This is a genomic window from Cedecea sp. FDAARGOS_727 (assembly GCF_012273235.1).
In the GTDB taxonomy this organism is placed as follows: domain Bacteria; phylum Pseudomonadota; class Gammaproteobacteria; order Enterobacterales; family Enterobacteriaceae; genus Cedecea; species Cedecea davisae.
The window spans coordinates 1812299-1834276 of sequence record NZ_CP050966.1; the positions used below are offsets into that span (position 1 = coordinate 1812299).

Below are 21978 nucleotides of genomic sequence, written 5' to 3' on the forward strand. Positions count from 1 at the left end.
GGCTTTTCCTTATTATTTCTTCTCGACCAGGTATTTCACCGTGTCGGCATACTGCTGAACAAAGATATCCATGCTGCTGGTATCCATGCCCTGCATATTCAGCTGATATTTACCGTTAACGTACATAGCCGGTACGCCCTGCAGCTGAAGATCGGCAGCCGCTTTCTCCTGCTGAGCGACCAGGGATTTCACCACGAAGCTGTTCCACGCCGCGTCATACTCTTCCGGCTTCACGCCAGCGTCGATAAACACTTTACGGATATCGGCATCGTTCTGCACGGTCTGGCTTTTCTGCACGGCTTCAAACATTGGGGAGGTGATTTTATCTTCCACACCCAGCGCCATTGCAACGGCCCACGCCTGAGTCAGGTCTTTGCCCAACGGGCCAAGGAACTCGACGTGGTATTTGGTCATTTTGGTGCCTTCCGGCAGCTTTTTCTTCACGTTATCAGAAACATGAAGAACCTGTTCGAACTGATAGCAGTGTGGGCAATAGAAAGAGAAAAACTCTAATACCTGCGGCTCACCGGTAGCCGGCTTGTCCAGGGTAACGTACTGTTTACCGTCGGTAAACTGTGCTGCAGATGCGCTAAATGCCAGGATCATGCCCGCCAGCGCCAGCCAAATCTTCTTCATAATCAACTCTCTCCTGAATTTTACTGATTAATACATTGGCGTTAATTGTAATGGAGGTTCACGCAGAACCCGGACCTGCTCTAGATATGTTGCAGTTTGTCTTCTCCAGAAATCCTCCTCGCTAAACCACGGGAAGTTTCGGGGGAATGCGGGGTCATCCCAGCGCCGCATTAGCCACGCGAGATAGTAAACAATACGCATAGCGCGTAACGGTTCGATAAGAGCCAGCTCGCCGGTATCAAACGGGGAGAACTCTTCGTAGGCCTCAATGATGGTTTCCAGCTGTATGCGCTGTTCAGCTTTGTCGCCGTTAAGCAGCATCCAGATATCCTGTACTGCCGGGCCGTTGCGGGCATCATCCAGGTCAACGAACAGCGGCCCGTCGCGCCAAAGAATATTGCCCGGATGGCAGTCGCCGTGCAGGCGAAGTGGCTCAAAGTCAGCGTTCCAGCTGCGTTTTACTTCCTCTATTAACGAGTCAGTCGCTATCAGGAACTCTTTCTTAAGCGCTGCGGGAATAAGCTTACTTTGCTCGAACAGCTCGCGAGGCTGGAAAAGGTATTCATCCAGCCCGATGCCAGGCCGATGCTGAAACAGCTTCTGCCGACCCGTTTGATGAATGCGCCCCAGATAACGACCAACCCACTCCATTTGATCGAGATTATCGGTTTCATACTGGCGACCGCCCAGGCTTGGGAAGACGGCAAACATAAAACCCTGATGCTGCAACAGGGTTTTGCCGGCAAAACGCAGAGGGGCAGCTAAAGGAACTTCGTCGGCCTGCAATTCCAGCGCAAATTGATGCTCTTCTTCAATTTGCTCAGGTGACCAGCGATGAGGACGATAGAACTTCACCACGAAGCGCTGGCGATCTTCATCCTGGAACTGGTAGACGCGGTTCTCAAAGCTGTTTAAAGGCGTTAGCCCCGAATCCACCCTTATACCCTGTTCAAATAGGGCATCAATGATGGTATCCGGGTGTAGAGTCTGGAAATTAAAAGCGCTGTCTGTCATCCCGGCAACCGGAAGTAAATACGAATACTTCAGGATAACATTTCAAAACCGCTTAAGTGCCCCGACTTACAAGCTTTTACTCTTTAATTACTCCACGAGCCCGCAGCAGGGCCGTTTTAAAGTCCACTTCATAATCTTTTTTAAGACCAGGAATGGCTTCATCTTTTGCAGAATCACGCATTTTCAGGTGATAGATCAGCACATCGTCGGTGAGATCGGTAAGTTCACCGTTATAGCCTGACTCGCTGGCGAGTTTCTGTAAGAATTGTATCAGGTTAAGATCTGGCTCCTTCTGCCATGCGGGCTGAAGCAGTTCAAGAAGTTCGTTGAGGCGCTTACATTTCATGTTGGTGTTCCCTTATCACATGCGAGAAGCAACACGTTAGCAGGCTCAAACCCACATTAAAAGAGGCGATATTGGTGCAGAGATTAACTGAGATAACGGGTGTCGTATTGGCCGGCGGCCGGGGAAGCAGAATGGGCGGGAAGGATAAGGGGTTAGCCCTGTTAAACGGCAAGCCTCTTTTTCTCTATGTTCTGCAAGCCTTAGCCCCGCAGGTCGGCAATGTCGTTATTAGCGCCAACAGGAATATCGAAACTTACCGCGAGCAGAACGTTCGCGTAATTGAGGATTCATTAGCAGACTATCAGGGGCCTCTGGCCGGTATGCTAGCCGTTATCAAGGCCGTTGAAAGCGATTGGCTATTATTCTGCCCCTGCGACACGCCAAATATTCCCTACGACCTGGCTCAGCGCCTTTGGCAGGCTCGCGGCAACTCGCTAGCAGTCTGGGCTAATGACGGCCAACGCGATCACCCTGGCGTCACTTTGATTCATCGCTCATTACGTTCATCTCTGAGCGAGTATTTGCGCTCCGGAGAAAGGCGAGTGATGCAGTTTTTACTTAGTGCTGGCGGGCATGCAGTTATTTTCAATAACGATAAAGCCAGCTTTGCCAACATCAACACGCCAGATGAGCTATCCCAATGGCAAAAAAACTAACTAAACCCCCCTTACTGGCAATTGCTGCCTGGAGTGGGACAGGAAAAACCACCCTGCTCAGGCAATTAATCCCTCTTTTACTCGCGAGAGGCATCCGCCCGGGGCTGATAAAACATACTCACCACGATATGGATGTCGATAAACCCGGTAAGGACAGCTATGAGCTTCGTAAAGCCGGCGCGGCCCAAACCATAGTCGCGAGCCAGAAGCGCTGGGCATTGATGACTGAAACACCAGAAGAACCGGAGTTAAACCTGGACTATCTGGTTTCAAGAATGGATGCCAGCATGCTGGATCTGGTACTGGTTGAGGGTTTTAAGCATGAACCGGTAGCGAAAATAGTGCTGTATCGGAGTGAAACGGGGCACAGCGCTGAAGATCTGGAGCTCGATCGGCATGTTATCGCCGTAGCCAGCGACGTCACGCTGCCGGTCCCGGTACCAAGTCTTGATCTCAATGACCCGGAAATGATTGCTGATTTCATTCTTGACTGGATAAAACAGCAGTAGAGGATAATAGAAGGAGCCGCAAAGTGGCATTTTTACTGTCTCATAACACAAAAAGGCCACCCGTAAGGGTGGCCTTGATGTTTTATTTGATGCCTGGCAGTTCCCTACTCTCGCATGGGGAGACCCCACACTACCATCGGCGCTACGGCGTTTCACTTCTGAGTTCGGCATGGGGTCAGGTGGGACCACCGCGCTACGGCCGCCAGGCAAATTCTGTTACTGACCGTCATCTCGTGACCATCAGTTCAATCCTGAACTTCGCTGAAAATCGATTTGTCTCGCAAAACACCTTTGGTGTTGTAAGGTTAAGCCTCACGGGTCATTAGTACTGGTTAGCTCAACGTATCGCTACGCTTACACACCCAGCCTATCAACGTCGTAGTCTTCAACGTCCCTTCAGGGGTCTCAAGGACCCAGGGAGAATTCATCTCGGGGCAAGTTTCGCGCTTAGATGCTTTCAGCGCTTATCTCTTCCGCATTTAGCTACCGGGCAATGCCATTGGCATGACAACCCGAACACCAGTGATGCGTCCACTCCGGTCCTCTCGTACTAGGAGCAGCCCCCCTCAATTCTCCAGCGCCCACGGCAGATAGGGACCGAACTGTCTCACGACGTTCTAAACCCAGCTCGCGTACCACTTTAAATGGCGAACAGCCATACCCTTGGGACCTACTTCAGCCCCAGGATGTGATGAGCCGACATCGAGGTGCCAAACACCGCCGTCGATATGAACTCTTGGGCGGTATCAGCCTGTTATCCCCGGAGTACCTTTTATCCGTTGAGCGATGGCCCTTCCATTCAGAACCACCGGATCACTAAGACCTGCTTTCGCACCTGCTCGAGCCGTCACTCTCGCAGTCAAGCTAGCTTATGCCTTTGCACTAACCTCACGATGTCCGACCGTGATTAGCTAACCTTCGTGCTCCTCCGTTACGCTTTAGGAGGAGACCGCCCCAGTCAAACTACCCACCAGACACTGTCCGCAACCCGGATCACGGGTCTACGTTAGAACATCAAACATTAAAGGGTGGTATTTCAAGGTTGGCTCCACGCAGACTGGCGTCCACGCTTCAAAGCCTCCCACCTATCCTACACATCAAGGCTCAATGTTCAGTGTCAAGCTATAGTAAAGGTTCACGGGGTCTTTCCGTCTTGCCGCGGGTACACTGCATCTTCACAGCGATTTCAATTTCACTGAGTCTCGGGTGGAGACAGCCTGGCCATCATTACGCCATTCGTGCAGGTCGGAACTTACCCGACAAGGAATTTCGCTACCTTAGGACCGTTATAGTTACGGCCGCCGTTTACCGGGGCTTCGATCAAGAGCTTCTCCTTGCGGATAACCCCATCAATTAACCTTCCGGCACCGGGCAGGCGTCACACCGTATACGTCCACTTTCGTGTTTGCACAGTGCTGTGTTTTTAATAAACAGTTGCAGCCAGCTGGTATCTTCGACTGCCTTCAGCTCCACCCGCAAGGGGTTTCACCTACCGACAGCGTGCCTTCTCCCGAAGTTACGGCACCATTTTGCCTAGTTCCTTCACCCGAGTTCTCTCAAGCGCCTTGGTATTCTCTACCTGACCACCTGTGTCGGTTTGGGGTACGATTTAATGTTACCTGATGCTTAGAGGCTTTTCCTGGAAGCAGGGCATTTGTTACTTCAGCACCGTAGTGCCTCGTCATCACACCTCAGCGTTAACAGAAGTCCGGATTTACCTAAACTTCCCGCCTACATGCTTAAACCGGGACAACCGTCGCCCGGCTAACATAGCCTTCTCCGTCCCCCCTTCGCAGTAACACCAAGTACAGGAATATTAACCTGTTTCCCATCGACTACGCCTTTCGGCCTCGCCTTAGGGGTCGACTCACCCTGCCCCGATTAACGTTGGACAGGAACCCTTGGTCTTCCGGCGAGCGGGCTTTTCACCCGCTTTATCGTTACTTATGTCAGCATTCGCACTTCTGATACCTCCAGCAGACCTCACAGTCCACCTTCAACGGCTTACAGAACGCTCCCCTACCCAACAACGCATAAGCGTCGCTGCCGCAGCTTCGGTGCATGGTTTAGCCCCGTTACATCTTCCGCGCAGGCCGACTCGACCAGTGAGCTATTACGCTTTCTTTAAATGATGGCTGCTTCTAAGCCAACATCCTGGCTGTCTGTGCCTTCCCACATCGTTTCCCACTTAACCATGACTTTGGGACCTTAGCTGGCGGTCTGGGTTGTTTCCCTCTTCACGACGGACGTTAGCACCCGCCGTGTGTCTCCCGTGATAACATTCTTCGGTATTCGTAGTTTGCATCGGGTTGGTAAGCCGGGATGGCCCCCTAGCCGAAACAGTGCTCTACCCCCGAAGATGAGTTCACGAGGCGCTACCTAAATAGCTTTCGGGGAGAACCAGCTATCTCCCGGTTTGATTGGCCTTTCACCCCCAGCCACAAGTCATCCGCTAATTTTTCAACATTAGTCGGTTCGGTCCTCCAGTTAGTGTTACCCAACCTTCAACCTGCCCATGGCTAGATCACCGGGTTTCGGGTCTATACCCTGCAACTTAACGCCCAGTTAAGACTCGGTTTCCCTGCGGCTCCCCTATACGGTTAACCTTGCTACAGAATATAAGTCGCTGACCCATTATACAAAAGGTACGCAGTCACCCCATAAATGAGGCTCCCACTGCTTGTACGTACACGGTTTCAGGTTCTGTTTCACTCCCCTCGCCGGGGTTCTTTTCGCCTTTCCCTCACGGTACTGGTTCACTATCGGTCAGTCAGGAGTATTTAGCCTTGGAGGATGGTCCCCCCATATTCAGACAGGATACCACGTGTCCCGCCCTACTCTTCGAACTCACAGTATGTGCATTTTAGTGTACGGGAGTATCACCCTGTACCCTGCGACTTTCCAGACGCTTCCACTAACACACAAACTGATTCAGGTTCTGGGCTGCTCCCCGTTCGCTCGCCGCTACTGGGGGAATCTCGGTTGATTTCTTTTCCTCGGGGTACTTAGATGTTTCAGTTCCCCCGGTTCGCTTCGTTAAGCTATGTATTCACTTAACGATAGTGTGTCGAAACACACTGGGTTTCCCCATTCGGAAATCGCCGGCTATAACGGTTCATATCACCTTACCGACGCTTATCGCAGATTAGCACGTCCTTCATCGCCTCTGACTGCCAGGGCATCCACCGTGTACGCTTAGTCGCTTAACCTCACAACCCGAAGATGTTTCGCTTCGAATTATGAAAATTTGAGAGACTCGAACACACTTCTATTCTGTTCTTATTACGGAGAACAGAAACAGTGTGTCGTTTCAATTTTCAGCTTGTTCCGGATTGTTAAAGAGCAAATATCTCAAACATGACTCTTTCAAGTCAGTTTTGAGATAGTTCGGCACGCAACTTTCACTTACATACCAGCAAGTGGCGTCCCCTAGGGGATTCGAACCCCTGTTACCGCCGTGAAAGGGCGGTGTCCTGGGCCTCTAGACGAAGGGGACACTGAAGTCTCAATCGCAAGACGCCTTGCTTCTCTACATCTATCAGACAATCTGTGTGAGCACTACGCGGGTTGTATCTTTTAGGTAAGGAGGTGATCCAACCGCAGGTTCCCCTACGGTTACCTTGTTACGACTTCACCCCAGTCATGAATCACAAAGTGGTAAGCGCCCTCCCGAAGGTTAAGCTACCTACTTCTTTTGCAACCCACTCCCATGGTGTGACGGGCGGTGTGTACAAGGCCCGGGAACGTATTCACCGTAGCATTCTGATCTACGATTACTAGCGATTCCGACTTCATGGAGTCGAGTTGCAGACTCCAATCCGGACTACGACGCACTTTATGAGGTCCGCTTGCTCTCGCGAGGTCGCTTCTCTTTGTATGCGCCATTGTAGCACGTGTGTAGCCCTACTCGTAAGGGCCATGATGACTTGACGTCATCCCCACCTTCCTCCAGTTTATCACTGGCAGTCTCCTTTGAGTTCCCGGCCGAACCGCTGGCAACAAAGGATAAGGGTTGCGCTCGTTGCGGGACTTAACCCAACATTTCACAACACGAGCTGACGACAGCCATGCAGCACCTGTCTCAGAGTTCCCGAAGGCACCAATCCATCTCTGGAAAGTTCTCTGGATGTCAAGAGTAGGTAAGGTTCTTCGCGTTGCATCGAATTAAACCACATGCTCCACCGCTTGTGCGGGCCCCCGTCAATTCATTTGAGTTTTAACCTTGCGGCCGTACTCCCCAGGCGGTCGACTTAACGCGTTAGCTCCGGAAGCCACGCCTCAAGGGCACAACCTCCAAGTCGACATCGTTTACGGCGTGGACTACCAGGGTATCTAATCCTGTTTGCTCCCCACGCTTTCGCACCTGAGCGTCAGTCTTTGTCCAGGGGGCCGCCTTCGCCACCGGTATTCCTCCAGATCTCTACGCATTTCACCGCTACACCTGGAATTCTACCCCCCTCTACAAGACTCAAGCTTGCCAGTTTCGAATGCAGTTCCCAGGTTGAGCCCGGGGATTTCACATCCGACTTAACAAACCGCCTGCGTGCGCTTTACGCCCAGTAATTCCGATTAACGCTTGCACCCTCCGTATTACCGCGGCTGCTGGCACGGAGTTAGCCGGTGCTTCTTCTGCGAGTAACGTCAATCACCAAGGTTATTAACCTTAATGCCTTCCTCCTCGCTGAAAGTGCTTTACAACCCGAAGGCCTTCTTCACACACGCGGCATGGCTGCATCAGGCTTGCGCCCATTGTGCAATATTCCCCACTGCTGCCTCCCGTAGGAGTCTGGACCGTGTCTCAGTTCCAGTGTGGCTGGTCATCCTCTCAGACCAGCTAGGGATCGTCGCCTAGGTGAGCCATTACCCCACCTACTAGCTAATCCCATCTGGGTTCATCCGATGGCAAGAGGCCCGAAGGTCCCCCTCTTTGGTCTTGCGACGTTATGCGGTATTAGCTACCGTTTCCAGTAGTTATCCCCCTCCATCAGGCAGATCCCCAGACATTACTCACCCGTCCGCCGCTCGTCAGCAAAGTAGCAAGCTACTCCCTGTTACCGCTCGACTTGCATGTGTTAGGCCTGCCGCCAGCGTTCAATCTGAGCCATGATCAAACTCTTCAATTTAAAAGTGTTTGATGCTCAAAGAATTAAAACTGTTTATAAAATCAGTAGTCACTCTTCAAGACTTGATATTTTTTTGCATCCGAAGATGCTGAGATATCAATCCTGCGAGTGCCCACACAGATTGTCTGATAAATTGTTAAAGAGCAGTGAGTTACGCGCTTTCGCTTGCTAACTCGAGGTGGCGTATATTACGCCTTCCTCTTTCAGAGTCAAGCGTTTATTTTCGCTTTCGTCTGACTGACTACCGGGTTGTTAAGCCGCTTTCGAAGCCGCTTTGCCGTGTCAGTGGAGGCGCATTATAGGGAGTTCTCAGAGCCTGACAACCCCTAATTTGAAAAAACTTTCTGACCGCATTCTTTTTCACCAACCAAGTACAGAAAGCCAGCAAATAACGGGCATTTGCTGCATAAATCACCGCTAAATTGCTGCCAATGGCATACTAGGCTGCGAAATACTGCTTAAGGAAATGCTTTATGTCTTTATCCACCCAACAACTAGCCGCCCAAAAAAACCTTTCTTATATGCTGGCGGAGAACCTGGCCCAGCGAATACTAAAGGGAGAATATGCTGTCGGCAGCATTCTACCGGGTGAGATCGAGCTGGGAGAGTTGTTTGGCGTCAGCCGCACCGCAGTTCGTGAAGCCGTAAAGACGCTAACCGCCAAAGGCATGCTGTTATCCCGGCCGAGAATCGGCACTCGTGTTATGCCACGCAGCCACTGGAACTTCCTTGATAAGGAGCTTATCTCCTGGTGGATGACCAAAGACAACTTCAGCTATGTAGTAGAAGACTTTCTGATTATGCGTAATAGCCTGGAGCCGCAGGCCTGCGCATTAGCAGCAATAAACAGTAATGAAGAGCAGCGTACGGAACTGATGCGCCTGATGGAGCAAATGATTGAATTGCAGCACACCTTCGACCGCCAGCGCTGGGTTGAGGTGGACATGGCTTATCACGAGCTTATCTATGAAATGAGTGGTAACCCTTTCATGACATCTTTCGCGAACTTATTCAGGTCTATTTATTACAATTACTTCACCGCGATTACCGATAATGAAGTGATTAAGCTCGACTCGCATCAGGCCATTGTCGATGCCATTGTCCATGGAGAGGCGCAGGCCGCGCTTAACGCCTGCCAGGCACTGTTAAAGGAACCGTTCACTCATCGGTAATTTCAGGCGTATTCAACCTTCAGGATCATAATGACTAAAACAGCACGCAGCATGGCCGGGCTTCCGTGGATAGCCGCAATGGCTTTCTTTATGCAGGCGCTGGATGCCACCATTCTTAATACCGCGCTACCGGCTATCGCCCATAGCCTTAACCGCTCTCCGCTGGCAATGCAGGCTGCCATCATTAGCTACACCTTAACCGTTGCCATGCTTATCCCGGTTAGCGGCTGGCTGGCCGACCGTTTCGGCACGCGGCGCGTGTTTATGATTGCCGTTAGCCTCTTTACCCTCGGGTCTTTCGCCTGTGCCATGTCCGGCACCTTAACTGAACTGGTGGCTTTCCGCGTCGTTCAGGGGATTGGCGGGGCCATGATGATGCCGGTGGCGCGGCTTGCTTTACTGCGGGCCTACCCGCGCAGCGAATTATTACCGGTGCTCAACTTCGTCACCATGCCCGGCCTGGTCGGGCCGATTCTGGGGCCGTTGCTCGGCGGGGTGCTGGTCACCTGGGCAAGCTGGCACTGGATCTTCTTAATCAATATTCCAATTGGTATCCTGGGACTGCTGTACGCGCGCAAATATATGCCCAACTTCACTACGCCGAAGCGCGGGTTTGATATGAGCGGCTTCCTGCTTTTTGGCGCGGGTCTGGTGATGATCTCAAGCGGCGTTGAGCTGTTTGGGGAGCGGATTGTTGCCAGCTACATCGGCATGCTGGTCATCTTCGGCGGCATCCTTCTTTTATTAGCCTATATCTGGCACGCTCGCCGCGTTCCTGCACCGCTTATTCCTCTTCCTCTCTTTAAGACACGAACTTTCTCGGTTGGCATTGTAGGCAATATTGCCTCACGCCTTGGTACCGGCTGCGTACCGTTCCTGATGCCGCTGATGTTGCAAGTTGGCTTTGGCTACTCGGCGCTGATAGCTGGCTGCATGATGGCACCCACGGCCGTGGGTTCGCTCCTGGCCAAATCAACAGTCACTCAGGTACTACGCTGGCTTGGCTATCGTAAAACGCTGGTCGGCATAACGCTGGTGATAGGTCTGCTTATCGGCCAGTTTTCGCTGCAATCGCCGGGGATGGAGGTTTGGCTGCTGATTCTTCCTCTCTTTATATTAGGTATGGCGATGTCGACTCAGTTCACAGCGATGAACACCATCACCCTTGCCGACCTGACGGACGAAAACGCCAGCAGCGGTAACAGCGTGCTGGCGGTGACTCAGCAACTTTCGATAAGCCTGGGGGTTGCGGTTAGCGCCGCGGTTCTGCGCGCCTGGGAAGGAGTGGATAACGTCAATACCATCGAGCAGTTCCACTACACCCTGCTGACGATGGGAGCGATAACGCTGGTTTCCTCGGCGGTCTTTCTGCTGCTGCGCCCAAAAGACGGGCGCAACTTAATTAAAGAACGTCATAAACACTAAACCGAACCGCGTTCCACCAGCTCTGGCGTCAGCAGTAAACGCTGCTGCGCCAGGTCGGGCTGCGCCATTCGATGGATAAGCACGTCAACCGCCAGCTCTCCCAGCTCATCTTTTGGCTGATGAATAGTGGTGAGCGGCGGCGTCATATAGCGGGCAAGCTCAATATCGTCGTAGCCAATAACGGCCATATCCTGCGGTACGCTCAGGCCAGCCTGATATAAAGCATGATAAGCCCCAACGGCCATCGCATCGTTACCCATAAATACCGCATCGGGCCGCTCCTCGAGCGCCAGCAGCTCGCCCATTGCGCTGAAACCGCCCTGGAATTCAAAGTCACCGATAATTTCATAGCCGGGGAGGATTTCCAGCCCCGCCTGCGCCATCGCTTTACGGTAGCCTTCAAGACGCAGCCGCGCCGGGGTTTTATCCTGCGGCCCGGCAATACAGGCGATACGGGTATAGCCGTTATCAATAAGATGCTGTGTCGCCATCTCACCGCCGAGCAGCGAGTTGTCCTGAATGACATCGCTTTGCCCTTCGAACGGCGCCCAGTCCATCATCACGGTCGGGATAGTCGGATAGCGGTTAATAATTTCCGGTGAGGGCTGGTGCGTTTCGGTGCACAGCAGAAGCAATCCATCCACCCGCTTTTGCAGCAGCGTTTCCAGATTTCGGTTCATGCGGTGCTCGTCCCCCTCTGTGTTGCACAGCACCAGGCTGTAACCGCGTTCAAAGCAGCTGCGCTCAACGCCACGCACCAGTTCTGAATAAAAGGGGTTGCTACTGGCGGTAATAAGCATCCCGATGGTGTGGGTTTGATTGAGCTTGAGGCTTCGCGCCAGCGCAGAAGGGGCATAATTCAGCGTCTTAACCGCATCCTCAACTTTCTGGCGAATAGCATCGCTAACGAAGCGATCGCTATTAATGACGTGAGAAACGGTTGAGGTAGAAACGCCCGCCAGGCGGGCGACATCTTTCATGGTCGCCACGGTTTACCTCTGTTGCAGAAACTCATCGATTTCATGGCGCCAAGGCACCGATGGCTGAGCACCTTTACGAGTGACCGCAATTGCCGCTGCCGCATGGGCAAAACGAACGGCCTCTTCCATCGGCTTCTCTTCCAGCAGGGCTGTCACCAGCGCGCCGTTAAAGGTGTCTCCGGCAGCAATAGTGTCTACGGCTTTGACTTTAAAGCCCGGCACTCGCTGCCCGTGACCTTTCTCGCTTAGCCACACCCCGCGGCTACCGAGCGTAATAATGACGGTATCGATGCCTTTACCGTGCAGTACATCAGCAGCTTTAGCGGCATCTTCATCGTTTTCTACCCGCACGCCGGTCAGCTTTTCAGCTTCGGTTTCGTTCGGGGTGATCATATCCAGCAGCGACAGCAGCTCATCGGAAAGCTCGCAGGCCGGTGCCGGGTTGAGAATAACTTTGGTCTGGTTTTGATGGGCTATTTTTGCCGCCGCAAGCACGCTATCCAGCGGAGATTCTAGCTGCATTAATAAAGCAGAAGCCTCGGCGATTTTTTGCTGCTGCGCCGCAACAAGATCCGGCGTTAAGGCCGCGTTGGCCCCTGAATGAATGCCGATAACGTTCTCGCCCGACTCGTTGACGAAAATCAGCGCCACGCCGGTTGCTTCATCTTTAATAGTGCTGATTGGCGCGGTGTCGATGCCGTCGCTGGCGAGCTGTTTGCACACGCGCCCGCCGGTATCGTCATCGCCAACACAGGCAATAAAAGCGATATCCGCTCCGCTGCGCCCTGCCGCAACTGCCTGATTCGCACCTTTACCGCCGAACGCCACCTGGTAGCCCTGGCCGGTGACGGTTTCACCCGGAGCAGGGAAATCTTCGAGGTTAAGGATATGGTCAGCGTTGATGCTGCCAAGAACGACGAGTTTGCCTGTGCTTTTCATTTCTTAATATCCAGTTTAGATACGCCACTCCCTGCGGAGTGGCGCGGTGCCCTGCTTTTCTTTTAGTCTTATTTAGTGACGAGTTTTAAATCTACCGGGATTTTTGCATCCACTTTCTCGCCCTTCAGCACTTTATCAGCGGTTTCCACGCCGATAACGCCGATTTGGTCAGCCATCTGGGCCACGGTCGCGCCCAGCTTACCGCCTTCAACCGCTTTCACTCCGTCAGCCGTACCGTCAAAGCCAACCACCAGCACGTCAGATTTTCCGGCAGTTTGCAGCGCACGCAGCGCGCCAAGCGCCATTTCGTCGTTCTGAGCAAACACGGCCTGCACGTTCGGGTGCGCAGTCAGCAGGTTCTGCATAACGTTCAGGCCTTTGGTGCGGTCGAAGTCGGCCGGCTGGCTGGCCAGTACGTCAAATTTATGCGCCGCAACAGCCTGTTTGAAGCCTTCGCCACGTTCACGGGCGGCGGATGCACCGGCAATGCCCTGCAGCTCAATCACTTTAGCGCCTTCGCCCAGTTTCTTAGCAATGAAATCACCGGCCATTTTACCGCCCGCTACGTTATCAGAAGCGATGTGGCTGACAACCGTGCCCTGGCTGGCTACGCGGTCAAGAGTGATCACCGGGATTTTAGCCTGGTTAGCCATTTTGACGGCGTTACCTACCGCGTCAGAGTCGGTTGGGTTAATCAACATCAGTTTGGTGCCGCGAACGGTTAAGTCCTGCACGTTAGCCAGCTCTTTAGCCGGGTTGTTCTGCGAGTCGAGCACGACCAGGTTGTAACCTAGTTTGTCGGCTTCTTTCTGCGCGCCGTCTTTCAGCGACACGAAGAACGGGTTATTCAGAGTGGAAACCACCAGCGCGATAGTGTCTTTAGCCATCGCATTGGCGCTTACGGTGGCGCTAAGCGCTACGGCAGAAACCAGAGTAGCCAGTTTTTTCATATTCATAGTCAGATGTCCTGTAGGGTTATGGTTTTACTGCTTTTTGTTGTCTACCAGCACCGCCAGCAAAATAACCACCGCTTTGACGATCATCTGGTAATAAGAAGAAACACCTAATAAATTCAGACCGTTGTTCAGGAATCCGAGGATCAATGCCCCGATGAGCGTCCCGACAATCCGTCCCTTACCGCCTGCGAGGCTGGTACCGCCGAGCACGACCGCCGCAATGGCATCCAGTTCGTAGCCCGCACCCGCCGTAGGCTGAGCGGAAGAAAGACGTGCAACCTCGATTATCCCGGCCAGCGAAGCCAGCAGGCCACAAAGAGAGTAGACGATGATTTTAACTTTGTTGACGCTAATCCCGGACAGGCGAGTTGCGGCTTCGTTACCGCCAAGGGCATAGATATAGCGCCCCAGACGAGTGTGATGCAGCATGTACCAGGCGGCCAGGAAGACAACGCCCATAATCCATACCGGCGTCGGGATGCCCAGCGGGCGGCCGATACCAAACCAGCCGAACAGATCCGCGTTATCCGAGAACCCGGTATTCATCGGGCTGCCGTTGGTATAAACCAGCGTCACCCCGCGCAGCAGCAGCATCATCACCAGCGTGGCGATAAATGCCTGCACCCGGCCTTTGGCGACGATGACCCCGGTCACCGCACCGATAGCAGCACCAAGCGCCAGGGCTGCGGCAACGGCGACCAGAGCGTTCACCTCAAAACCGACAATCGAGGCGGCCACCGCCCCGGTCAGCGCCAGCAAAGAACCGACGGACAGGTCGATTCCTGAAGTCAGGATAACCAGCGTCATCCCGACGGCCATAATGGCGTTGACCGAGGTTTGCTGCAGGATGTTGAACAAGTTATTTACGGTAAAGAAGTTCGGGCTAAGGGCAGAGACAATCGCAATCAGCACCAGCAGAGCGATCAGCGATTTTTGCTCCAGCAGCCACGCTTTGGTGAACCAGCGACGGGTGGATACGGTCTGGGTACTCATTTATGTAACTCCTGATTCACTCGATTAAGCTTGCCGACGGCCGCGGCCATAAGCGCTTCCTGGGTTGCCTCTTCGCGGGAGAACTCTCCGCTCAGACGCCCCTCGTGGATAACCATAATGCGGTCACTCATGCCCAGCACTTCCGGCATTTCCGAGGACACAAGGATGATGCTCAAGCCATCAGCTTTAAACTGGTTAATTAACTGATAAATCTCTTTTTTCGCCCCGACATCAACGCCACGCGTCGGCTCATCGAGGATCAGCACTTTTGGGCGCGTCATCAGGCCGCGGGCAATCGCCACTTTCTGCTGGTTACCGCCGGAAAGCAGGCCGATGGGCTGCTCCATCGAAGGCGTTTTCACGTTAAACAGGCGGATAAAGTCCTGCACCGCCTGCTGCTCATCTTTATGCTTCAGGCTGCCAACATCCCGGCTGAAGTAGCGCAGCGCGGTAAGCGACATGTTCTCTTTTACCGACATACCGAGCACCAGCCCGTCACGCTTGCGGTCTTCAGAGATATAAACGATGCCGTTTGCCAGCCCATCCTGCGGCGAGCGGGTCACCACTTCGCGGCCATCCAGCGCCACATAACCGCCGGTTCTCGGCAGCGCGCCGTACAGCACCTTCATTAATTCTGTGCGCCCGGCGCCCATCAGCCCGGCAACGCCGAGGATCTCGCCCTTACGCAGCTCGAAAGAAACATTCTTCACGCCCGGGCCAGCGAGGTTATCAACCCGCAGGCGAACCTCCCCCGGCTGTTTATCGATATGCGGATACTGGTCTTCAAGCTTACGGCCAACCATCATCTCGATAAGCGTGTCTTCATTAAGTGAAACCACTTCGCGCTCGGCAATAAACTGCCCGTCGCGCAGGACGGTAACGTCATCGCAAACTTCGAAGATTTCTTTCATGCGGTGGGAGATATAGACGATGCCGCAGCCCTGAGACTTCAGCTCGCGGATAACGCGGAAAAGCGACTCGGTTTCGGTATCGGTCAGCGCATCCGTCGGTTCATCCATAATGATGACCTTCGACTCAAAGCTCAGTACTTTGGCAATCTCAACCATCTGCTGGTCGCCAATCGACAGCTCGCCAACCAGACGTTCGCTGGTGTAACGCAGGTTGAGTTTAGCCAGCAGTTTATCGGCTTCCCGGTACATCTTTTTCCAGTCGATTTTGCCAAAACGCCCGACAAACTCACGGCCAAGGAAGATGTTCTCGGCGATGCTTAACTGCGGAATAAGGTTCAGCTCCTGGTGAATAATGCCGATGCCCGCTTCCTGAGAGGCTTTAGGGCCGCTGAAGGCGGTTTCTTTGCCCAGCCACAGCAGCGAACCGGCATCTTTGGTGTAGATCCCGGTCAGCACTTTCATCATGGTCGATTTGCCGGCGCCGTTCTCACCCACCAGCGCCATTGCCCGGCCAGGATAGACGTTTAGCGCCGCGCCGGACAGAGCTTTCACCCCGGGGAACGACTTGTCGATCCCTTTCAGTTGCAGTAAAGGTTCCATACCGGCCTCCTAGAAGGTTACGCCAGCACAGAGAATGATATTCGCATACGGGGAACACTCCCCGCTGCGAATAACCGCCCGGCTTTCAGCGGTGTGCTGCTTGAACTGCTCATGACTGATGTAACGAATAGTAATGGTGTTTCCCTGGTGTTTTTGCAGTTGCTCAAGCTGTTTGAGCAACGTTTCGTGAAGCGCGGGATTATGTTGTTTGATTTCAGAAGCCAGAATAGCCGCCTCAACCTGCATTTCCTGAGTTACCACGTCCACGACCTGCATAAAGCCCGGAACGCCGTGAGTCAGCGCCAAATCAATGCGCGGCGTATTGCGCGGGATTGGCAGCCCGGCATCGGCAATCACCAGCGTGTCGGTGTGCCCAAGACGGGAGATAACGGACGAAATATCAGCGTTAAGAACGGTACCTTTCTTCATTTTCCTGCTCCACTAGCGAAACGTTTCGCTAATGATGAGTGTAGGAAATGAGGTGCCGATAAAACAACCACCAGGTTAAAGAAATGTGATCGGCATCGAAACGTTTCGACAGTAAAAGTAAAACGGCAACTTGGGTTGCCGTTTTTAGTGTTTACTCCCTCTCCCTGTGGGAGAGGGCCGGGGTGAGGGCATCTGCGCGCAACAATAAAAAAATTGCCCGGTAAGCATAGCGCCACCGGGCAATATTAGAGGGGTTAAATCTCGACCTGGGTTCCCAGCTCAATAACCCGGTTTGGCGGGATCTCAAACTGGTCAGGCGCGCGCAGCGCATTTCGCTGCAGGGCGAGGAATAGCTTACCGCGCAGGCGCAGGTACCAGGGGCGTTTGCCGATAATCAGCGACTCGTGCGACATAAAGAATGAGGTTTCCATCATCCGGCAGCTCAGGCCTTCCAGCCCGCAGCGATGGAAAATCTCTTCCACGTTCGGCGTTTCACGCCAGCCGTAGCTTGCGACAACCCGCCAGAAAGTCGGCGACAGCTGTTCGATGGAAACGCGACGCACGTTATGAACATACGGCGCATCTTCCGTGCGCAACGTCAGCAGCACCACTCGTTCGTGCAGCACTTTGTTGTGCTTGAGGTTATGCAGCATGGCAAACGGAATCACGTTCAGGGCGCGCGACATATACACCGCCGTGCCCGGCACGCGAACCGGCGGAGATTTCTCCAGCGAAGCAATCATCGCTTCCAGAGAATTGCCGTGCTCGTGCATGCGGCGCAGCAGGCGGAAACGCTCGCTTTTCCAGGTGGTCATAATGGTAAACATCACCAGGCCGAGCGTCAGCGGCAGCCAGCCGCCGGAGACGATCTTCTCGAGGTTGGCGGAGAACAGCGGTATGTCGATAAACAGGAAGCCCGCACACATCAGGAGCACGGCAATTTTATTCCAGTGCCAGTTTTTGCGCGCTACGGTGCAGCAAAGAATCGAGGTCAGCACCATTGTGCCAGTTACCGCAATGCCGTATGCCGCGGCCAGGTTGCTTGAGTGTTCAAAGCTGACAATGACGATAACCACCGCGATATACAGGATCCAGTTAATCGCTGGAATGTAAATCTGCCCGGACTCCATTTCCGAGGTGTGGATGATGCGCATTGGCGAGAGATAGCCCAGACGAACCGCCTGGCGCGTCAGCGAAAAGACCCCGGAAATAACGGCCTGAGAGGCGATAACCGTGGCAAGCGTCGCCAGAATCAGCAGCGGGATCAGCGCCCAGTCAGGGGCCAGCAGGAAGAATGGGTTTTTAATCGCTTCCGGGTTCTTCAGCAGCAGCGCGCCCTGGCCAAAATAGTTAAGGACCAGAGAAGGCAGAACCGCAATAAACCATGCGATGCGAATCGGGAGCTTACCGAAGTGCCCCATATCGGCATACAGCGCTTCAACGCCGGTTATCGCCAGCACCACCGCACCAAGGGCAACGAATGACACCGTTTTATACTGCACGAAGAAATTCACCGCCCAGGCAGGGTTAAGCGCCTGCAGGACTTCCGGGTTGCCGATAATACTGCGCGCGCCCAGGACGGCGAGCGTCAGGAACCACAGCAGCATCACCGGAGCAAACAACTTGCCCACCATCCCGGTGCCGTGCTTCTGAATCATAAACAGCAGCGTCAGGACAATGATAGAAAGCGGGACGATGTATTGATCCAGCTGCGGCGCGGCTATCTCCAGGCCTTCTATGGCCGACATCACCGATATCGCCGGCGTGATAACCACCTCGCCGTAGAAGAAGCTGCCGCCAATCAACCCCATGATCACAAGCACCGAGGTCATACGTGCCGTCGTATTGCGCCCGGCAAGCGACATCAGGGTTAAGATCCCGCCTTCTCCTGCGTTATCCGCACGCATCACAAAGGTGAGATATTTAATGGAGACGACCAGAACCAGCAGCCAAAAAATTAACGACAAAAAGCCAAATACGGCGTCGCGTTCAACGCCAAACCCAAACTGCCCGGACAGGCATTCTCTAAGGGTATAAAGCGGGCTGGTACCGATATCACCGTACACAACCCCGATAGCAGCCAGCGTAACGGCAGGCAACGATTGTTTATTATCAGCGCTCATAGACTAATCTTTTGTTGGAATCCCGAAAACGTGTGCTTAGTCCCTTGGCCCACAAAACGGCGCACAGTATGCACGATTATTGTGTAAATCGTACCCCTAAATGCATTTGCCTTAACTCAGCTCAAATGTTGTGTGCGGCATAATCAGCACATTAACTGGCTAAAAATAAACGCTATACTCGCGTTCCTCCTGGGTAACCGCGTAAGGATGCAAAGCTAATTATGGCTCAATCACATTTGCTGGCTGAAAGAATTTCACGCCTCAGCCAGGCGCTGGAAAAAGGACTTTTTGAGCGTCAGCACGCCGTTCGCCTCTGCCTGCTGGCGGCGCTGAGCGGCGAGAGCGTTTTTTTACTCGGCCCGCCGGGAATAGCCAAAAGTTTGATCGCTCGCCGCCTCAAGTTCGCGTTTCGCGAAGCTCGTGCCTTCGAATATCTAATGACTCGCTTCTCAACGCCAGAAGAAGTTTTTGGCCCGCTATCTATCCAGGCTTTAAAAGATGAAGGCCGCTATGAGCGCCTTACCGCGGGTTACCTGCCGGAAGCAGAAATTGTGTTTCTCGACGAAATCTGGAAAGCCGGACCGGCAATCCTGAATACCCTGCTAACCGCGATTAACGAACGTCGCTTCCGCAACGGCGCCAGCGAAGAAAAAATCCCGATGCGCCTGCTGGTGGCCGCTTCCAACGAACTGCCGGAAGCCGACAACAGCCTGGAAGCGCTTTATGACCGCATGCTGATTCGCCTGTGGCTGGACAAAGTCCAGGACAAGGCCAACTTCCGTTCGATGCTGATAAGCCAGCACGATGAAAACTTTAATCCGGTACCTGAAAGCCTTCAGGTCACCGACGAGGAGTATTTCAGCTGGCAGCAGCAAATTGGCGGCGTCGCGCTGCCGGATGAAGTCTTTGAGCTGATTTTCACTCTGAGACAGCAGCTTGAGGCTACGCCCGGCGCGCCTTATGTCTCAGACCGCCGCTGGAAGAAAGCCATTCGCCTGCTCCAGGCAAGCGCCTTCTTTAACGGCCGTGACGCGGTTGCGCCTATCGATCTTATCCTGCTCAAAGACTGCCTGTGGCACGACACCGCCACCATGAATTTAATGCAGCAGCAGATTGAAGTATTGATGACCGGACACGCGTGGCAGCAGCAGGCCATCCTCAGCAAACTGAGCGGCATCGTACAGCGCAGGCTCCAGCTCCAGCAGCAAAGCAGCGACAGGGACGCCTTCACGGTTATCAAACAAAACGGGATGTTCAGCCGTAAGCCGCAGTATCAGCTGCCGGACGAACTCGCGGGAGAAACGCTAACCCTGCAGCTACAGAAGCCGCTGAAGCTGCACGATATTGAAGTTATCCATATCACCCTTGCCCGTGAAGCGCTGGCGCTATGGCTTAATAAAGGTGGCGAGATCCGCGGCAAGCTCAATGGGATCGGTTTTGCTCAGCAGCTCAACCTTGAAGTAGACGGTAGCCAGCATCTGACTATCCGTGATGTCAGCCTTCAGGGGACGCGCCTCGCGCTGCCGGGCCACCAGCAGCAGGGCGTTCCTGACGAAATCAAAAAGCAGTTCGACGATCTCGACGCCGCGCTGCATCAGCAGCATGAACGCTTTAATGATCAGCAAAAATGCCTGTTTATCGAAAATGAATGGCTGGGGAAAATTGAGGCCAGCCTGCAGGATGTCGCCGCCCAGCTGAAACAGGCGCGTCAATGATAAGTGTGGAAACGCTGGATATGATCCTGGCTATTGGCGAAGGCGAGCTGATAGAAGAGATTATTATTACGCTACTGGCGGCGCCTCAGCTGGCGGTGTTCTTTGAAAAGTTTCCGCGTTTAAAGAAAGCAGTTAGTGAAGACTTACCTCGCTGGCGGGACCAGTTAAAAAGCCGCCTGAAAGATGGCCACGTTCCTGATGAGCTGGCCCAGGAGGTGCTTTGTTACCAACAGAGTCAGCTGCTCACGACCGGGCAGCTTACGGCCAGGCTGCCCGATATCATCGAGCTTTTGCATAAGCTCGGCTCTCCCTTTCATGAACAGGCGAAACGGCTGGTCGCCGACAATCCGCATTTTACTCCGGCGCTCCATACCCTGTTTCTGCAACGCTGGCGGTTAAGTCTGGTGGTTCAGGCGACTTCCCTTAACCAGCAGTTACTGGACGATGAGCGCGATAAGCTGCTGGCAGAGATCCAGGAACGCCTGGCGCTCAGCGGTCAGTTAGACCCGGCCCTGGCGGAAAATGACAAGGCCGCAGGCAAGCTGTGGGATATGAGCGGAGGCACGTTAAAGCGCGGGGACTATCAGCTGATTGTCCAGTACGGCGAGTTTCTTACCGGCCAGCCGGAGCTGATGCAGCTTGCCGAACAGCTTGGCCGCTCTCGCGAAGCCAAATCGGTCCCGCGTAAAGATTCTCCCACCGAGCCCTGGCGCATGCTGGTTCGTGAACCTGCAACAGTGCCGGAGCAGGTAGACGGCCTGCAACGCAGCGACGATATCCTGCGCCTGCTGCCCCCCGAGCTTGCAACGCTGGGCATTACCGAGCTGGAATTTGAGTTCTACCGGCGGCTGGTGGAGAAGCAGTTACTCACTTACCGGCTCCATGGCGACGCGTGGCGAGAGAAGATAGTGGAGCGTCCGGTTGCTCACCAGGACTTCGACGAGCAGCCACGCGGCCCGTTTATCGTCTGCGTGGACACTTCCGGTTCAATGGGCGGTTTCAACGAGCAGTGCGCAAAGGCTTTCTGCCTGGCGTTGATGCGCATCGCGCTGGCCGATAACCGGCGCTGCTTCATTATGCTGTTTTCCAGCGAAGTGGTGCGTTACGAGGTGAGCGGCCGGGACGGCATCGATCAGGCTATCCGTTTTTTAAGCCAGCATTTCAGCGGCGGCACCGATCTGGCCAGCTGCTTCCGCTCGATCCTTGAAAAAATGCAAACCGGGGACTGGCACGACTCCGATGCGGTGGTTATCTCTGATTTCATCGCCCAGCGGTTGCCCGACGACGTTGTCAGCAGCGTGAAAGCGCTACAGCGCCAGTATCAGAACCGTTTTCATGCCGTGGCAATGTCGGGGCACGGGAAACCCGGCATCATGCGTATTTTCGACCATATCTGGCGCTTTGATACCGGGATGAGAAGCCGCCTGCTGCGTCGCTGGCGGCGCTGAGAA

General features: G+C 53.8%; 16 protein-coding genes, 1 tRNA gene and 3 rRNA genes. 6 read left to right on the forward strand and 14 right to left on the reverse strand.

Features of this window, described 5'->3' with window-relative positions:
- Nucleotides 1–12: 12 nt before the first annotated feature.
- The 3 genes from dsbA to FOC35_RS08725 form a co-directional block, all read right to left on the reverse strand.
- Nucleotides 13–636, reverse strand: coding sequence for a thiol:disulfide interchange protein DsbA (gene dsbA / locus FOC35_RS08715; RefSeq protein WP_016538851.1), 624 nt, complete (start codon nucleotides 634–636; stop codon nucleotides 13–15).
- Between the two features lie 27 nt (nucleotides 637–663).
- Entirely contained in the window at nucleotides 664–1650 is a 987-nt protein-coding gene (locus tag FOC35_RS08720; protein ID WP_172568688.1) for a serine/threonine protein kinase, read from the reverse strand.
- Between the two features lie 76 nt (nucleotides 1651–1726).
- Complete coding sequence (locus tag FOC35_RS08725) at nucleotides 1727–1996, reverse strand: YihD family protein (protein ID WP_172568689.1); 270 nt, start codon at nucleotides 1994–1996, stop codon at nucleotides 1727–1729.
- 74 nt (nucleotides 1997–2070) lie between these two features.
- On the opposite strand from FOC35_RS08725, the gene mobA reads away from it, so the two are divergent.
- Nucleotides 2071–2652 carry a molybdenum cofactor guanylyltransferase MobA gene (mobA, locus tag FOC35_RS08730; RefSeq protein ID WP_172568690.1) on the forward strand — a complete coding sequence of 194 codons (582 nt, stop codon included), beginning with the start codon at nucleotides 2071–2073 and terminating at the stop codon, nucleotides 2650–2652.
- Nucleotides 2637–3161, forward strand: coding sequence for a molybdopterin-guanine dinucleotide biosynthesis protein MobB (gene mobB, locus FOC35_RS08735; RefSeq protein WP_172568691.1), 525 nt, complete (start codon nucleotides 2637–2639; stop codon nucleotides 3159–3161). The genes mobA and mobB overlap by 16 nt, the downstream gene beginning before the upstream one ends.
- A 91-nt stretch (nucleotides 3162–3252) precedes the next feature.
- Here mobB and rrf read toward each other — a convergent pair.
- From rrf to FOC35_RS08755, 4 genes are all read right to left on the reverse strand, one after another.
- Nucleotides 3253–3368, reverse strand: a 5S ribosomal RNA gene (rrf, locus tag FOC35_RS08740).
- Between the two features lie 94 nt (nucleotides 3369–3462).
- Nucleotides 3463–6370 (reverse strand): 23S ribosomal RNA (locus FOC35_RS08745).
- Between the two features lie 211 nt (nucleotides 6371–6581).
- Nucleotides 6582–6657, reverse strand: a tRNA-Glu gene (locus FOC35_RS08750).
- An 85-nt stretch (nucleotides 6658–6742) separates the two neighbouring features.
- Nucleotides 6743–8284 (reverse strand): 16S ribosomal RNA (locus tag FOC35_RS08755).
- Together the 16S, 23S and 5S rRNA genes with 1 tRNA gene alongside form the textbook arrangement of a ribosomal RNA operon.
- Before the next feature lie 473 nt (nucleotides 8285–8757).
- Here FOC35_RS08755 and FOC35_RS08760 point away from each other — a divergent pair.
- Both FOC35_RS08760 and mdtD read left to right on the forward strand, forming a co-directional pair.
- The gene (locus tag FOC35_RS08760; protein ID WP_172568692.1) at nucleotides 8758–9456 is read left to right on the forward strand and encodes a FadR/GntR family transcriptional regulator; all 699 of its coding nucleotides are present in this window, start codon (nucleotides 8758–8760) and stop codon (nucleotides 9454–9456) included.
- 30 nt (nucleotides 9457–9486) lie between these two features.
- Nucleotides 9487–10881, forward strand: a complete 1395-nt coding sequence (mdtD, locus tag FOC35_RS08765; RefSeq protein WP_172568693.1) for a multidrug transporter subunit MdtD — start codon at nucleotides 9487–9489, stop codon at nucleotides 10879–10881.
- On the opposite strand, the gene rbsR is transcribed toward mdtD, so the two are convergent.
- From rbsR to kup, 7 genes are all read right to left on the reverse strand, one after another.
- Entirely contained in the window at nucleotides 10878–11870 is a 993-nt protein-coding gene (rbsR, locus tag FOC35_RS08770) for a ribose operon transcriptional repressor RbsR (protein WP_172568694.1), read from the reverse strand. The genes mdtD and rbsR overlap by 4 nt on opposite strands.
- Before the next feature lie 3 nt (nucleotides 11871–11873).
- Nucleotides 11874–12800: a ribokinase gene (gene rbsK / locus FOC35_RS08775; RefSeq protein WP_172568695.1), complete on the reverse strand. Its 927-nt coding sequence runs from the start codon at nucleotides 12798–12800 to the stop codon at nucleotides 11874–11876.
- Between the two features lie 68 nt (nucleotides 12801–12868).
- Nucleotides 12869–13756 (reverse strand): ribose ABC transporter substrate-binding protein RbsB, encoded by an 888-nt coding sequence (gene rbsB, locus FOC35_RS08780; RefSeq protein ID WP_172568696.1) that lies wholly within the window; start codon nucleotides 13754–13756, stop codon nucleotides 12869–12871.
- Between the two features lie 27 nt (nucleotides 13757–13783).
- Nucleotides 13784–14749 (reverse strand): ribose ABC transporter permease, encoded by a 966-nt coding sequence (rbsC, locus tag FOC35_RS08785; protein ID WP_016538841.1) that lies wholly within the window; start codon nucleotides 14747–14749, stop codon nucleotides 13784–13786.
- Entirely contained in the window at nucleotides 14746–16260 is a 1515-nt protein-coding gene (gene rbsA / locus FOC35_RS08790; RefSeq protein WP_172568697.1) for a ribose ABC transporter ATP-binding protein RbsA, read from the reverse strand. Before rbsA ends, rbsC begins: the two co-directional genes overlap by 4 nt.
- 9 nt (nucleotides 16261–16269) lie before the next feature.
- Entirely contained in the window at nucleotides 16270–16689 is a 420-nt protein-coding gene (gene rbsD, locus FOC35_RS08795; protein WP_172568698.1) for a D-ribose pyranase, read from the reverse strand.
- A gap of 254 nt (nucleotides 16690–16943) precedes the next feature.
- A complete protein-coding gene (gene kup / locus FOC35_RS08800; protein ID WP_172568699.1) occupies nucleotides 16944–18812 on the reverse strand; it encodes a low affinity potassium transporter Kup in 1869 nt (622 codons plus the stop codon).
- A 221-nt stretch (nucleotides 18813–19033) separates the two neighbouring features.
- Between kup and ravA the strand changes: the two genes are divergently transcribed.
- Complete coding sequence (ravA, locus tag FOC35_RS08805) at nucleotides 19034–20527, forward strand: ATPase RavA (RefSeq protein WP_172568700.1); 1494 nt, start codon at nucleotides 19034–19036, stop codon at nucleotides 20525–20527.
- Nucleotides 20524–21975, forward strand: coding sequence for an ATPase RavA stimulator ViaA (gene viaA / locus FOC35_RS08810; protein WP_172568701.1), 1452 nt, complete (start codon nucleotides 20524–20526; stop codon nucleotides 21973–21975). The genes ravA and viaA overlap by 4 nt, the downstream gene beginning before the upstream one ends.
- Nucleotides 21976–21978: the final 3 nt, after the last annotated feature.

Bases quoted from the DNA above. Each gene is read 5' to 3' on its own strand.
- dsbA (WP_016538851.1), bottom strand. From the start codon at position 636: ATGAAGAAGATTTGGCTGGCGCTGGCGGGCATGATCCTGGCATTTAGC.
- FOC35_RS08720 (WP_172568688.1), bottom strand. From the start codon at position 1,650: ATGACAGACAGCGCTTTTAATTTCCAGACTCTACACCCGGATACCATC.
- FOC35_RS08725 (WP_172568689.1), bottom strand. From the start codon at position 1,996: ATGAAATGTAAGCGCCTCAACGAACTTCTTGAACTGCTTCAGCCCGCA.
- mobB (WP_172568691.1), top strand. From the start codon at position 2,637: ATGGCAAAAAAACTAACTAAACCCCCCTTACTGGCAATTGCTGCCTGG.
- FOC35_RS08760 (WP_172568692.1), top strand. From the start codon at position 8,758: ATGTCTTTATCCACCCAACAACTAGCCGCCCAAAAAAACCTTTCTTAT.
- mdtD (WP_172568693.1), top strand. From the start codon at position 9,487: ATGACTAAAACAGCACGCAGCATGGCCGGGCTTCCGTGGATAGCCGCA.
- rbsK (WP_172568695.1), bottom strand. From the start codon at position 12,800: ATGAAAAGCACAGGCAAACTCGTCGTTCTTGGCAGCATCAACGCTGAC.
- rbsB (WP_172568696.1), bottom strand. From the start codon at position 13,756: ATGAATATGAAAAAACTGGCTACTCTGGTTTCTGCCGTAGCGCTTAGC.
- rbsC (WP_016538841.1), bottom strand. From the start codon at position 14,749: ATGAGTACCCAGACCGTATCCACCCGTCGCTGGTTCACCAAAGCGTGG.
- rbsA (WP_172568697.1), bottom strand. From the start codon at position 16,260: ATGGAACCTTTACTGCAACTGAAAGGGATCGACAAGTCGTTCCCCGGG.
- rbsD (WP_172568698.1), bottom strand. From the start codon at position 16,689: ATGAAGAAAGGTACCGTTCTTAACGCTGATATTTCGTCCGTTATCTCC.
- kup (WP_172568699.1), bottom strand. From the start codon at position 18,812: ATGAGCGCTGATAATAAACAATCGTTGCCTGCCGTTACGCTGGCTGCT.
- ravA (WP_172568700.1), top strand. From the start codon at position 19,034: ATGGCTCAATCACATTTGCTGGCTGAAAGAATTTCACGCCTCAGCCAG.
- viaA (WP_172568701.1), top strand. From the start codon at position 20,524: ATGATAAGTGTGGAAACGCTGGATATGATCCTGGCTATTGGCGAAGGC.